Origin of the sequence: Streptomyces sp. NPDC059443, from assembly GCF_042750105.1 — a bacterium.
Lineage (GTDB): Bacteria > Actinomycetota > Actinomycetes > Streptomycetales > Streptomycetaceae > Streptomyces.
Genome location: NZ_JBHYVM010000013.1, coordinates 1 through 11,450 on the forward strand (window position 1 = coordinate 1; position 11,450 = coordinate 11,450).

General features: G+C 67.5%; 14 protein-coding genes and 2 pseudogenes. 7 read left to right on the top strand and 9 right to left on the bottom strand.

Annotated elements, in window-relative coordinates; genetic code table 11:
* Positions 1-91: 91 nt before the first annotated feature.
* Positions 92-496: an FKBP-type peptidyl-prolyl cis-trans isomerase gene (locus tag ACFXDJ_RS14870; protein ID WP_384664076.1), complete on the bottom strand. Its 405-nt coding sequence runs from the start codon at positions 494-496 to the stop codon at positions 92-94.
* A gap of 95 nt (positions 497-591) precedes the next feature.
* A pseudogene (locus tag ACFXDJ_RS14875) lies at positions 592-751 on the bottom strand (family 1 glycosylhydrolase); the annotation flags it as partial.
* 172 nt (positions 752-923) lie between these two features.
* On the opposite strand from ACFXDJ_RS14875, the pseudogene ACFXDJ_RS14880 reads away from it, so the two are divergent.
* The 3 genes and pseudogenes from ACFXDJ_RS14880 to ACFXDJ_RS14890 all read left to right on the top strand — a co-directional run.
* Positions 924-1,853 (top strand): annotated as a pseudogene (locus ACFXDJ_RS14880) (LacI family DNA-binding transcriptional regulator); the annotation flags it as partial.
* A 564-nt stretch (positions 1,854-2,417) separates the two neighbouring features.
* Entirely contained in the window at positions 2,418-2,873 is a 456-nt protein-coding gene (locus ACFXDJ_RS14885) for a transglycosylase SLT domain-containing protein (RefSeq protein WP_384849150.1), read from the top strand.
* A 205-nt stretch (positions 2,874-3,078) separates the two neighbouring features.
* Entirely contained in the window at positions 3,079-3,465 is a 387-nt protein-coding gene (locus ACFXDJ_RS14890) for a DUF6334 family protein (protein WP_384661883.1), read from the top strand.
* A gap of 111 nt (positions 3,466-3,576) precedes the next feature.
* On the opposite strand, the gene ACFXDJ_RS14895 is transcribed toward ACFXDJ_RS14890, so the two are convergent.
* Positions 3,577-4,008 (bottom strand): OsmC family protein, encoded by a 432-nt coding sequence (locus ACFXDJ_RS14895; protein ID WP_384661886.1) that lies wholly within the window; start codon positions 4,006-4,008, stop codon positions 3,577-3,579.
* A gap of 292 nt (positions 4,009-4,300) precedes the next feature.
* On the opposite strand from ACFXDJ_RS14895, the gene ACFXDJ_RS14900 reads away from it, so the two are divergent.
* Entirely contained in the window at positions 4,301-4,669 is a 369-nt protein-coding gene (locus ACFXDJ_RS14900; RefSeq protein WP_384661888.1) for a hypothetical protein, read from the top strand.
* A 273-nt stretch (positions 4,670-4,942) separates the two neighbouring features.
* Here the strand turns inward: ACFXDJ_RS14900 and ACFXDJ_RS14905 are convergent, their stop codons facing one another.
* On the bottom strand, positions 4,943-5,626 hold the full coding sequence (locus ACFXDJ_RS14905; protein ID WP_384661890.1) for a TetR/AcrR family transcriptional regulator C-terminal domain-containing protein: 684 nt from the start codon (positions 5,624-5,626) through the stop codon (positions 4,943-4,945).
* 119 nt (positions 5,627-5,745) lie between these two features.
* Here ACFXDJ_RS14905 and ACFXDJ_RS14910 point away from each other — a divergent pair, with 119 nt between their 5' ends.
* On the top strand, positions 5,746-6,450 hold the full coding sequence (locus ACFXDJ_RS14910) for a DUF4386 domain-containing protein (protein WP_384661893.1): 705 nt from the start codon (positions 5,746-5,748) through the stop codon (positions 6,448-6,450).
* Between the two features lie 30 nt (positions 6,451-6,480).
* Here the strand turns inward: ACFXDJ_RS14910 and ACFXDJ_RS14915 are convergent, their stop codons facing one another.
* The 5 genes from ACFXDJ_RS14915 to ACFXDJ_RS14935 all read right to left on the bottom strand — a co-directional run bounded on the left by ACFXDJ_RS14915 (position 6,481) and on the right by ACFXDJ_RS14935 (position 10,246).
* Positions 6,481-6,639 carry a hypothetical protein gene (locus ACFXDJ_RS14915; RefSeq protein ID WP_384661895.1) on the bottom strand — a complete coding sequence of 53 codons (159 nt, stop codon included), beginning with the start codon at positions 6,637-6,639 and terminating at the stop codon, positions 6,481-6,483.
* Positions 6,640-6,650: 11 nt separating this feature from the next.
* Positions 6,651-7,061, bottom strand: coding sequence for an NAD(+)--rifampin ADP-ribosyltransferase (arr, locus tag ACFXDJ_RS14920; RefSeq protein ID WP_384661897.1), 411 nt, complete (start codon positions 7,059-7,061; stop codon positions 6,651-6,653).
* A gap of 85 nt (positions 7,062-7,146) precedes the next feature.
* On the bottom strand, positions 7,147-7,917 hold the full coding sequence (locus tag ACFXDJ_RS14925) for an alpha-ketoglutarate-dependent dioxygenase AlkB (RefSeq protein WP_384661899.1): 771 nt from the start codon (positions 7,915-7,917) through the stop codon (positions 7,147-7,149).
* On the bottom strand, positions 7,901-9,130 hold the full coding sequence (locus tag ACFXDJ_RS14930; RefSeq protein ID WP_384661912.1) for a hypothetical protein: 1,230 nt from the start codon (positions 9,128-9,130) through the stop codon (positions 7,901-7,903). Before ACFXDJ_RS14930 ends, ACFXDJ_RS14925 begins: the two co-directional genes overlap by 17 nt.
* A gap of 213 nt (positions 9,131-9,343) precedes the next feature.
* Positions 9,344-10,246, bottom strand: a complete 903-nt coding sequence (locus ACFXDJ_RS14935; RefSeq protein ID WP_384661902.1) for a hypothetical protein — start codon at positions 10,244-10,246, stop codon at positions 9,344-9,346.
* A gap of 103 nt (positions 10,247-10,349) precedes the next feature.
* Here ACFXDJ_RS14935 and ACFXDJ_RS14940 point away from each other — a divergent pair, with 103 nt between their 5' ends.
* Both ACFXDJ_RS14940 and ACFXDJ_RS14945 read left to right on the top strand, forming a co-directional pair.
* Positions 10,350-10,760 (top strand): hypothetical protein, encoded by a 411-nt coding sequence (locus ACFXDJ_RS14940; RefSeq protein WP_384661904.1) that lies wholly within the window; start codon positions 10,350-10,352, stop codon positions 10,758-10,760.
* Between the two features lie 345 nt (positions 10,761-11,105).
* Positions 11,106-11,345: a chaplin gene (locus ACFXDJ_RS14945; protein ID WP_384661907.1), complete on the top strand. Its 240-nt coding sequence runs from the start codon at positions 11,106-11,108 to the stop codon at positions 11,343-11,345.
* Positions 11,346-11,450: the final 105 nt, after the last annotated feature.

Below are 11,450 nucleotides of genomic sequence, written 5' to 3' on the forward strand. Positions count from 1 at the left end.
CCCGCGTACTGGACGTACCCGGGTGCCCCGGCAGTGCGCCGAGGTGCGGTGCCGGGCGGCGCGGACCCCGACAAGATCCGAAAGAGACGGCCTAGGCCTTGCTCCACCCGGCGGTGCTGGAATACGAGTCGAGCAGGTCCACCACGAAAACGAGGGTCGAGCCCGCCGGGATCAACCGGGAGGGCGACTGATTGCCGTAGCCGAGGCGCGGGGGAACGATGATCTCGCGCCGACCGCCGACCTTCATCCCCCTCACCCCCCGGTCCCAGCCCTTGATGACCTTGCCACTGCCCAGCGCGAACTTGAACGGCTCACCCCGGTCCCAGGAGGCGTCGAACTCCTTCCCGGACTCGAAGGTCACCCCGACATAGTGGACCCTGACCACCATGCCCGGCTTCACCTCGGGCCCGTCCCCGACGACCAGGTCCCGGATGGTCAGCTCGGTAGGAGCGGCACCCTCCGGAACGTCGACCTCGGGCTTCGTCGGTTCACTCATTGCCGCCTCATCACTTTCCGTCGGAAGCCCTCGCACGGACCAGCCGGACACACATGGACACTCCATGCAGCAGATGGCCACGCTACCGAGAATGCTCAGGCGCCGCCGGGAGCGTGCAGTGCGCCCGTCCGCGCCACGGCCGCGTACCAGTGTGCGCTCGACTTGGGCGTGCGCTTGAGGGTGTCGTAGTCGACGTGGATCGCGCCGAAACGTTTGGCGTAGCCGGTAGGACCACTCGAAGTTGTCGAGGAGGTCCCGGGGGTACGCGCCCTCCAGCATGGGGCCGAGACGAGGGCGAGCAGCGCACCGCGGCCCTTGAAGGCAGTCTGGCGAAGGCGAAGCCGGCCAGGGTGGAGAACAGGACGGTGGACAGGGTCACGAGCGCGGCGACGACGGTCGTGTTGACCAGGGCCCCGCCCATGTCGACCTGGTTCCACGCGAAGGAGAGGTTGTCGAAGAGGCGGGGGCCGGGCAGCAGTGGGGCCGGCGCCTTGACCACGCGCTCCCCCGAGTGGGAAGCGGCGACGAGGTTCCAGTGCAGGGGAAAGAGGGAGACGAGGGCGGCCAGCTGGCCGGCAGCCGGACCGACGCCGTCGCCCTCGTGATTCCGGAGACCGAGGCCAGGGTGTTCTCGGAGCCGTACTTCCTGGACCTGATCCGCGGGGTCAGCGCCGAGCTCGCCGAAGCCGACAAGCAGCTGCTGCTCACCCTGGTCCGCACCGAGGCCGAGCGGCAGCGCTTCGAGCACTATCTGGCCGCCCAGCGCGTCGACGGCGTACTGCTGGCGTCCGTCCACGGCGATGACCCGCTGCCCAGCCGGATCGCGCGGCTGGGGCTGCCGGTCGTCATGAACGGACGGCGCTCCGAGGCGGAACCCGTCGCCTACGTGGACTCCGACAACATCGGCGCGGGACGCGCGGCCGTCGCCCACCTCGTCGGGCGGGGCCGCGCCAGGATCGCGACCATCAGCGGCCCGCTCGACATGTACGTGGCCCGCGCCCGACTGGGCGGCTACCGCGCGGGTCTCGCCGAGGCCGGAATCCTGCCCTACGAATCACTCGTCGCGACCGCGGACTTCACCGAGGAGGGCGGCCGGCTGGCGATGCGCGAGCTCCTGGAGCGCAACCCCGGCCTGGACGCGGTCTTCGCCGCCTCCGACGTGATGGCGGCCGGCGCGCGCGGAGTGCTGCGCGAGGCCGGGCGTCGGATCCCCGAGGACGTCGCCCTCGTAGGGGTCGACGACTCCGCGGTGGCCCGCCTGATGGACCCGCCCTTGACCAGCGTGCGCCAGCCGATCGAGGACATGGGCCGCACGATGACCAGACTGCTGCTCCAGAAGATCGCGGAGGAGTCGGCAGCCGGTTCCGGTTCGTCTGCGCGCCGGGCGATCCGCAGACCCGCGTACTTGGAGCTGGACGACCATGTCCGAGCGGACGCGGCGCGGCGGCGGATCCGCGGCGCTGCCCGGATCCGGGGTGGGAACGCCACCCCGGGGAAGGCGTTGCGGCGGGCCACGCGGAAGGCTGCCTTCGATGCGCCCGTGGCCTTCGATCCGGGGGTCGGGTCCGGCGGTAAACCTTTCCCCGGAAGGGGTACGGGTGGGCACGGAGGGTGAGATCCGGGGGGTCCGGCGGTGACCCGCCCCACAGGACCTAGGTCACATACGAACCGGGATAGTAGTCCTTAAACGTCCCGTATGGACCCCCTGATATCGGCTCCCACCTGCCCTGATGGGTGCCGGGCGGGTGGGGGGTCGTTGCGCCCCGGCTGCGAGGACCACTAGTAAGAGGGGTCGTTGCCAGGGCCGGGGATGCCCCGTAGAACTGGATGAGTCGCAGGGCGGACGGAGATCCCCCCGGGTTCACCCCCGGTCTCCCGCTCCCGCCGACGAACCCCTCTCCTTCGCGTGAGTGGCTCACGCATGTCTTCGGCATGCCCGCGACCGTCCTTGTCCCCTTCGGAAGGCTCCTCCGTGTCCAACGCCGTCATCCGCCGCATCGCCGCTTCCAAGAAGACCCTCGCGGGTACCGTCCTCGCCCTGGGCGTCGCCGGTTCCATGCTGGCCGCGGTTCCCGCGCAGGCCGCCCCGCTGAGCGCCAAGGCGATCGCCCAGCAGATGATCAAGGACCCGGCTCAGTTCGCCGCCTTCAACAACATCGTTTCCCGCGAGAGCGGCTGGGACCACACCGCCACGAACTCCTCCTCGGGCGCCTACGGCCTGGTCCAGGCCCTGCCGGCCTCGAAGATGGCCTCGGCGGGCTCGGACTGGAAGACCAACCCGGCCACCCAGATCAAGTGGGGCCTGGACTACATGAACTCCCGCTACGGCAGCCCCGTCGGCGCCTGGAGCTTCTGGCAGACCCACCACTGGTACTAAGCCACCAGCGGCAACAGACACACCAAAACGCCCGGCCCGGACTTTCCGGCCGGGCGTCTTTGCGTATGGGTACGCCAAGTCCTGCCGGGCGAGCGCAGGGGGCTGCACGACAAAATTCCGTCTCCGTGACGTCTGTATCGTGTTCGACTGATCAGCCGCGCATCCGGAGATCGCGCAAGCGTGGCGGAATCGGGAGGGGACGGGGATGTTCCAAGAAGAGCGTCGCGCGATGTGCTACCGGGCCGGCCGCCTGCTGGGTGTTCGATACGGCAGCTTCCCGGACACGCCGACGATGATTCCTGCAGTGATCCTGGATTTCGAGGACGGGTCCTGGGTGCTGGCGGTCAACGCCGACGACGACACGATCCGCATCTCCCGTTCCGACGGGCTCCCGCTGGAAGGCATGCGCATCGCGGAGGCGCCTGAGGAGTCGCCGTGGACCCGCGCGTTGAGCGCGTCGGCACAGTGGATCTGGACTCTGGAGAACCAGCAGGGCTACGAGGACGGGGTCCAATTTTCCTTCTCCCGGGAGGGAACGGAAGTGTGCCGAATCCAGCTCATCGCGGTGGCTTCCGGCTGGCACATCATCTGACTGACTTCAGCAGAGCCGCTACGAGGAGCGGTCGCTGCCGTTGCCGAAGCCGGACTTGCCCGTGAGTGGTGGACCGAGCCCCGGATCCGGTATCCGCTCACGGCCGGCCGGTCAATCCACGTCGACGACCCTCACGGTGACCGGGGTTCCGGCCTCCACCGTGCGGCTGACCGTGCAGAGCTTGTCGTGGGAGGTCTTCACGGCGCGCGGCAGGATCGCACGGGCCCGGTCGCCGGCCCCGCCTTCGGGGAAGCGGACGGTGAAGGCGGCCTCCAGGTCCGTCATGAGGTTGCCGCCCGCGTCCTCGACCTTGTGTCCTTGGACGGCGACGGAGAACTCGGTGGGTTCGGCGTGCCGGGTCGTGGCGACGTCCACGTCGGCCGCGGAGCAGCCGCCGATCGCGGCGAGGAGGAGCTCGACGGGGGTGAAGCCCCCGCCGGATCCGGTGCCGAAGGTGATCGTGTCGCCGCGGGAGTTGGTCGCGGTGAACATGCCCGGACCGGTCCGCTCGACGGTGACGGAGCGCAGGGAATCAGCAGTCATGACATCGACGGTAGCCCCCGCCACGGCCCCCGCCCCCACGCACACACCGCGCCACACGGCGGAGCCGGAGCGCGTACGACCGTGCCCCGAGGTGTACGTCATGGCGGGTGATGCTGAGCAGTTGGCCCGGTCCCTGTGCGACCAGGCGGCGGCGGTCCGACCCGGGTTCAGGATCAGGCTCAGAACGCAGTGGATCTTTAGGCTTGAAAGTCGCTTTCCGGACCCATCGGGCAACCCGTAGGAATGACTCCTTGGCCTGACCGGCCGTTCGATATCAAAGGAGCCACGACCCATGACTCGTCTTCGCACCACAGGTATGGCCCTCGCAGGCGCCGCCGCGATGTTCGCCCTGACCGCCGCGCCTGCCCACGCCGCCCCCGGTGACGTCACCACGTCCTGCGCGAGCGTTCTCACCCCGACCGGTTACGTCGACGTCAGCTGGGGCTACAGCAGCAGCTGTGGGACGCAGAGCTTCAGCCCGAACATCAAGCAGATAAAGCAGCTCACAGGGCTGCCCGTCGGCACTGTGGTCCAGGCGTGCGCCTCCACTTACCAGCCTGCGGGCTGGGTCCAGACCAGCTCGTACTACAGCAGCAGCTGCGTCTACTCGTCGAACCCCAGCTTCAACAACAACGCCTGGCAGCTGAAGCGCGTCTCCTGATCCAGGACCGCGGCATGGTTTGAGAGGAAGGCGCCGTACGGATCGACGGTTGAGTTCGACCCGTACGGCTCGCCCCCGGAGCCGACCATCACGGTGCCCGTGGCAGGAGGCTACGGCCCGGGCATGTCGAAGACCGGCGGCTGAGCGCTGGTCAGGGAGGCGGTTTCCCGGGCCGGTCGGCGCGAAACGTACGCGGTTGCGGCACTCTGGGGGCCTTCCCCGCGGGCCGACTGCGCCCCGGCCGGCGGGGCGGGTCGTAGCCGCCCCGCGCCCCTACGCCCTTCGCGCGGACGTCCAGCCCTGGCGGCGAAGGCTTTCGAAGCCGTCCAGGAGGAGGTCCAGGGCGAATTCGAACTCGAACTGGTCGTCGCAGCCGCCACCGACCGTGGAGCCCCCGTCGTGCGCGGCCGTCGCGGCCAGTTCCGCGATGTGCGGGTAGCGCGCCGCCAGCCCGGGGTCCGGCGGGCCGGAGGGGCCCGAGGTGTCGAACAGTTCCTGGCTGAATCCGAGCAGGCGGCTGCCCATGGCGTGCATGACGTGGTGCGTGAGGTCGGCGGAGAGGCCGCCTTCCCGGAAGCTCCCGGCCATCGAGTCCAAGTACGCCAGCACGGCGGGAGTGGGGCCGGTCCGCGACTCGATGACCCGGGTCGCCCATGGGTGGCGCAGCAGGACCCGCCGGGCCGAGAGGATCCGCCCGCGGACCACGTGCTGCCAGTCGGGGCCCGCGGCCGGCGGGTCGATCTCGCCGACGACGGCGTCGGCCATGCCGTCGAGCAGCTCCTCCTTGTTGGCAACGTGCTTGTAGAGGGCCATCGGTACGACGCCCAGCTCCTGCGCGAGCCTGCGCATGCTGAGCGCGTCGATGCCCGTGGCGTCGGCGAGCGTGACGGCGGCGCGCAGGACGCGCTCCCTGTTCAGGGGGATCCGTTGCGCGTGCGTGGCTTCCTGCCGGGTCATTCCGGTCCGGCCCCTTCCCTCATCGACAACACCCTCTCCTTGACGAGTGTACGACGTACACCTATGGTTGCCGCCAGGTGTACGGCGTACACCACCATCGAGCGAGGGGTGCCGAGAAGATGAGTCCGGACCGGAGAACCGCGGTGGCCGCCGGGTCGCTGTTCCTGCTGACCGAGGTCGCCGCGATAGCCGGGGCGGTTCTCTACCGCCCCCTGCTGGGCGCGGCGGACGGCCGGCTCGTGCAGGGCGCCGACACGAGGGCGCTGCTCGGGGTGGTCTGCGAGGTGGTGCTCGTGGTGGCGGTGGCCGGTACCGGGGCGGCGCTGTTCCCCGTCCTGCGGCGCCACGGCGAGGGGCTGGCGCTCGGGTACGCCTTCGGGCGGCTGCTGGAGGCGGCCGTCATCGCCCTCGGGATCGTCGCAGTGCTGGCGCTCGTCACCCTGCGGCGGGACGCGGGGGCGGCGGACGGTGCCGACGTCGCGCTGGTGGCTGTGCACGACTGGACGTTCCTGCTCGGGCCCAACATCGCCCTCGGCCTCAACACCGTCCTGCTCGCGTACCTGGCGTACCGCGCGCGGCTCGTGCCGCGCTTCATCGCCGTACTCGGGCTGGTCGGCGGGCCGCTCATCTGCGCCTCGGCCGTCGCCGTGATGTTCGGGGCCTACGCACAGCTCTCCGTCGCGGGTTCGGTTGCCGCGCTCCCCGTGTTCGCCTGGGAGCTGGGGCTGGCCGGGTGGCTGATCGTCAGGGGGTTCGGGCCCGGCTCAGGCGCCGCGTCCCGGGCAGACGGAGAAATGGCTGATCCGGCCGGTGTCCGACAGTGAGGCCCGCATCGAGTCGACCGGTGCGGTGCTTCAGCGGTATCCCACCGCGGTATGCGGCGAGTTGATCAGGTACTGGAACTGCCGGGCGTCCTTCTCGGGCTTCCGACGCGCAGACAAGATCAGCCCGTGTGCTGTGATCCCCTCCACGAACAGCCCACGACCCGGCGCAACCGCCGTCACGCTGACCATGGATGAGGTCGTCAGTTGATGATTTCGGCGCGGTCATCCAGACGGATCGCGGCCAGCCGGTCTCGCCACATCTGGAGAGCTTCGGGTGTCTGCCGCGTCCAGTCGGTGACCTCGCCGACGATCAGGAGCGGTCCCCTGCTGCGATAGGAGCGGGTGGGATTGCCAGGGAACTTCTTGTCCGTGACGTTTGGGTCGTTCTCGAACTCCCCGGTCGGTTCGACGGCGTAGACTCGCGGGGCCCCGTCGCCGACGGCGAGTTCGGCGGCTAGTCCCGCGCCGTCGCGCAACGCGGTGAAGTAGATGTGGTTCATCACGATTTCGGGCCGGTAGTTGGAACGGAAGCCGGCGGTGAGGTGATCTCCGACCCGCAGCTCGGCCTTTGTTCCGTGGAAGAACGGCCCCTGGTCCAATGCCTCGTCCATCGCCACAGGCTATCAAACCAAGCTGTCGTGACGCCGAGCCATCCAGGACGGCTCGGCCGCTGTGATCACACCAGCCACAGCAAGGTCAGACGGGCGGCATCAGATCGCTCTCGCTAACGGTGTACGTCAGCGGAGGGTAGACGAAGTCCGTTTCATTGTTCTCGCGGCGCCGTAGTTGATAAAACTCGCGCCTCTGCTCATCGTCGGCCGACATGAGGCGCGCATCCTGCGGGAGGTATGCGTGTCCGTCGCGAAATCGCACGAAGGTCTTTGATGTTCGAAACGTTACACCCAGCCATTGGTTGTCCGCCGCCCGGGCTGGCGTCTCCAAAATGATCTTATGCCTGAGTCGCCGATTCGATTCGACCGAGAACGCGACGATACTATTGTGGGTGAGCGGGATCTCGAACTTCTCGCCACCGGACCCCTTTGATTCGAAGATCAGCTTCCTTGGCGGGCTCGCTTCGGGATGTTGGTAGCAGGAGAAGAGGGCGATGAACGACTCGTTGGCCAGATCGAGGGCTTGGTCGGAATGGCTGCCCATGGTTGTGTAAGCGTTCGTGTAGCTCTCGATGAGGGCGTTGTTGAAGCGGGCCGGAAGCGCAGCACGCTCTTGAATCTGTTGTGCCAGCCGTTCGTGCACCGCCCGGAAGCGCTGGGTCGGGCTGCTGTATCGAGTGGTGGTGCGTACGAGAGGCGCACCGCCTGCCTCGTCGATCTTGGTGAGCACGGCGCCTCGTCGGCCTTTTCCTACGTCTTCCAAACGAGCCGACGCGAACAGCTCCGCGAAGAAATTATCCTCGGCTGGCAAAGCGTACGAGAGGATCTCATCCGAGATCCTAGATTCGGGGGGCAACGTAGTCTCCCGTGTTCATACTAAAAAGAAATTTGTCGCCGTAATCAATGAACGACGAGGTCCTGTTCTCCTCGGCATACAAGCTCCGCAGCTCGTCCATACCGGCCTGTGTGGGCGGCCCCAACTTCACCAAATCTCCGGCCACTTTCAGGAACGTGTGGCCGTTATCGTGAACGGCTTCGGCGTTCGAACAGCGGACCACGTATCCCAGGCGGGTCGGGAGCATCTCGGCGTCCAACGTTGAGGGCCGGATTTCGTGCGTATACAGGCGGTTGGTGGACAGTGGCATGAAGAACACGGAGCCGGGGTAGAGGGTCACGGTGAACTGCGAGGGGAGCGTGACCCCATCGTGTTCTCCGGTCGACTCCTTGAGGCGAAAGTGGAGTCTGGTCAGCCCGCTGGCACCCTTCACGCCGTAGTCGAAAGCGTCGTCGGCCAGGGGCTGGAGCTTGTCGAGCCGGTCATAGAAGGTGCAGAAGGCCATGATGCCATTGACGGGCATGTCCTTGGTCTTGTCGGCATGGGCCGAAATCTTGGCCTTGGACTGCTTGCGCTCGGCTGTGGCAAGGGTGTTGTGGTAGATCTGAGCGAGGACGTGATTGAGCGGTGCGTGGTCCCGGAAGACGGCGGCGGCCTCGCGGTTCAAATCCTCGACGATGAGAGTGTCGGTCGGGCGAAAGCCCTCGGTCGGCCCTGTTAGATTTGTGGAGCACCGGAGCAGGCGGAAATGTAGTTCGCCACCGTTTTGTGTAACGGGAGTCAGATAGATTCCGCTGCGATGGGCCGTTCCAGGCTTGGTGGACTCGGTCAGGGACTGGAACTCGTGCTCTGCGCGGATCCGCCCGAAGTGATCGGCGTCGAGTCCGAAAAAGCGACGGTAGTACACGCCGACGCCGTGCACACGGATGGGAACTCGGCCGAGGTCGACGATGGTCCAGGGTCCGCCGACGTCCTCGCGGTAACCGTGTGATAGCTCTCGGATAACGAATACCCGGGCAGCGGAATGCAGTTGGCGGCTGCTGAACCCGGATATATCGCCACACAGGTAGACGGTCTTCTGTGCGAGGCCGGGCGTACCAGAAGCAAGGTCCTCTGGCGTGATGATGGAACCGAAGAAATCCCTGATCAAGTCATCATCATGCAACATTGAAGGCGCAACCAAGATGTTGCCCGCATCCTCGATGCAGGCTTCTTCCAGCTCTGTTGTGTACATCAAACGGTACCTGCCATTCGCACGCCTTGGTTGATTGATCAGAATCTTGGGCATGACAATGGCCCGCACTCATTCATTTTGCCTGCGAAGCGCAAACGAAAGAGGACGGACCGTTGAACCTCGATGCTCTCACGGGGCTTGACAGCGGGCAACGGGTTCTGCTGTGCGGTCGCCAGTCGGTGATGCTGATGGTCTGCCTGATGCCAGAGAACCTCACGCAGGGTCAGCCGGTCCACGGTCAGCCACCGCTGGGACCTGCCCGGCCGCCTCGGCCTGGGCGAGCAGGGCTGCCGCGACCGCTCGTACGTTCTCGTCCAAGTCGGCCTTGCCCAAGTTGTAGCGCAGGTGCGGTAGCAGCCCGGGGTCCTTGGCCAGCCTCTCGTGAACATCGGCGACCGCGACCGCGACCGCGTCGGCGGCCGGGCCACCGGCGGCGGCCACCTTGCGGGCGTGATCCGTGAGTGTGGTGGTGAGGGCGCCCAGCCGGGCCGACCTGCGCAACCCCAACTCGCCGTACCCATCGGGCCGGCCGGCTGCTCGCTGGGCGCGCTCGGCTTCCACTCGTTCCCTCATGGCAGTGGCTTCGGCGGTTGAGGCCTTGAAGTTGGTCTTGATGTCGAACGCCACTCGCTTCACCCTCCGGACCACCCACAGGGTCCCGACGCAGGCGAGTGCCGCCAGGCACACCGTCTCCGGGATGCCGACGGCAGCGCCGTGAGCATGCCAGTCGTTGATGTCGAGTTTGATCGCACCTATCGCGGTGAAGGTCATGCCGGTCGCCCACAGCGAGGGCGCGTCTTTCCGGTAGGGCCTGGCGGTGAGATAGGCGACCTGGCTCGCGGCGGCTCCGGCGAACACGGCGCCCCACGGACCGAGGAGGGGCATCAGCACCGCAGTGAGCGCCGCCCACACGCCGATGAGTATCAGGACGTGGGTTTTGGCGTAGCCAAGCATGCCGGTGTGCCTTCCGGTTAGGGAGGCCGCCCGCCCATGCCTGTTGCTGATCGGCTCGGCCCCGTCGGCGGCGCTGCGCATGCTCACCGCGTCGAATCGCGCCGAATCTAGCAAGCAGCGTGGCGAGAGCGCCACGGCGGGCCAACCGTCGTGCTCGGTCACACTGGACATGTCCTGTCCGAGTCAACCTTCACCGATTGCCACCGAAGTTTGATCACCCGTAGGTTCGGGCCACAGACGGTTGAGCAGATGATGGGGGAGAGCGGTGGACGAGGACGGGTGGCTGTTGCGTTACGGCCTGCATCCTGATGAGCACGGACTCGGCGAGGCGCGCACGCTTCTGGTCGAAGAGAGCCGGCTCGAACGCGAAGTTCAGGGGCAAGGCGACACGTCCCTGATGAAGCTTTGCTGCGTCCAGTTGTTCCACGCCGGCGTGCTCGATGACGCCCTGCTCATCTGGCGCGCCAAGACGGCCAGCTGGGACGCCGATTGCTCGATCGACATCCAGCTCCTGTGCGGAGGCGGACTGAACCAGACCAAGACGTGGCTCGCCTCGCAGCAGTCAGAAGAGAGCCAGTCTGCCCTGCGACGCCTGCTCCGCTGCGAGGAAGCGGGCGACTTCGACGGCTTCTCCCCGGGCGAGCGGTTCGCTGCGTACGTCGCGTACTACGCGTGATTCCTCCCGGCGAAGCCGATCAGCCTTCGCTGGCAATCGGTGACCGTGAGGCCTGTTCCGGCCCCCAGCGGGACTGGTCCGCCCTTCCGCGTCCGACGCAGCCGCTACGACGGGCGGCACGTTTGCTGCTCAGGCACGGAAGGCCAGGCCCCCGGTGTCGCGGGGGCCCCTGTGGTTACCGCCAACCGGCGGCACGGGGCACTCCCTTCGAGCGAATGATCTGTCTGTGGCCAGCCGAAGGTGCGGCAGAGGACGAAAGGAAGGGTGCGGACCCTGTCGGGGCCGCACGGCAGGTCCTGGAGGACGTGCCGTGGGTGATGCGTACACACATGAAGGAGACATCGCATGACGCGTGTTCTGAAGAGCCTCGCGCTCGCCCTTGCCGCCGGTGCCGTGGTCGTGGGTGGGGCTTCTGTAGCCTCGGCCGACGCTCACGCGGACGGTGTCGCCGTCGGCTCCCCGGGCGTCCTGTCCGGCAATGTCGTCCAGGTCCCGATCCACATCCCGATCAACGTGTGCGGCAACTCGATCGGGCTCGTCTCCCTTCTCAATCCGGCCGCCGGAAACACCTGCATCAACAGCTGATCCTGCTGCCGGCCACTCCGAGCGGGTGGCAGCCACCGGTGCTTGCCTGAGCCCGGTGTGGGGGGGGGCGGGCCGGGGCCCCCCCCCCCCCCCCGCCGCGCGGGG

Bases quoted from the DNA above. Each gene is read 5' to 3' on its own strand.
- ACFXDJ_RS14900 (WP_384661888.1), top strand. From the start codon at position 4,301: ATGACTCGTCTTCGCACCACAGGTATGGCCCTCGCAGGCGCCGCCGCG.
- ACFXDJ_RS14930 (WP_384661912.1), bottom strand. From the start codon at position 9,130: ATGTACACAACAGAGCTGGAAGAAGCCTGCATCGAGGATGCGGGCAAC.
- ACFXDJ_RS14870 (WP_384664076.1), bottom strand. From the start codon at position 496: ATGAGTGAACCGACGAAGCCCGAGGTCGACGTTCCGGAGGGTGCCGCT.
- ACFXDJ_RS14945 (WP_384661907.1), top strand. From the start codon at position 11,106: ATGACGCGTGTTCTGAAGAGCCTCGCGCTCGCCCTTGCCGCCGGTGCC.
- ACFXDJ_RS14885 (WP_384849150.1), top strand. From the start codon at position 2,418: ATGTCTTCGGCATGCCCGCGACCGTCCTTGTCCCCTTCGGAAGGCTCC.
- ACFXDJ_RS14915 (WP_384661895.1), bottom strand. From the start codon at position 6,639: ATGGTCAGCGTGACGGCGGTTGCGCCGGGTCGTGGGCTGTTCGTGGAG.
- ACFXDJ_RS14895 (WP_384661886.1), bottom strand. From the start codon at position 4,008: ATGACTGCTGATTCCCTGCGCTCCGTCACCGTCGAGCGGACCGGTCCG.
- ACFXDJ_RS14905 (WP_384661890.1), bottom strand. From the start codon at position 5,626: ATGACCCGGCAGGAAGCCACGCACGCGCAACGGATCCCCCTGAACAGG.
- ACFXDJ_RS14910 (WP_384661893.1), top strand. From the start codon at position 5,746: ATGAGTCCGGACCGGAGAACCGCGGTGGCCGCCGGGTCGCTGTTCCTG.
- arr (WP_384661897.1), bottom strand. From the start codon at position 7,061: ATGGACGAGGCATTGGACCAGGGGCCGTTCTTCCACGGAACAAAGGCC.
- ACFXDJ_RS14890 (WP_384661883.1), top strand. From the start codon at position 3,079: ATGTTCCAAGAAGAGCGTCGCGCGATGTGCTACCGGGCCGGCCGCCTG.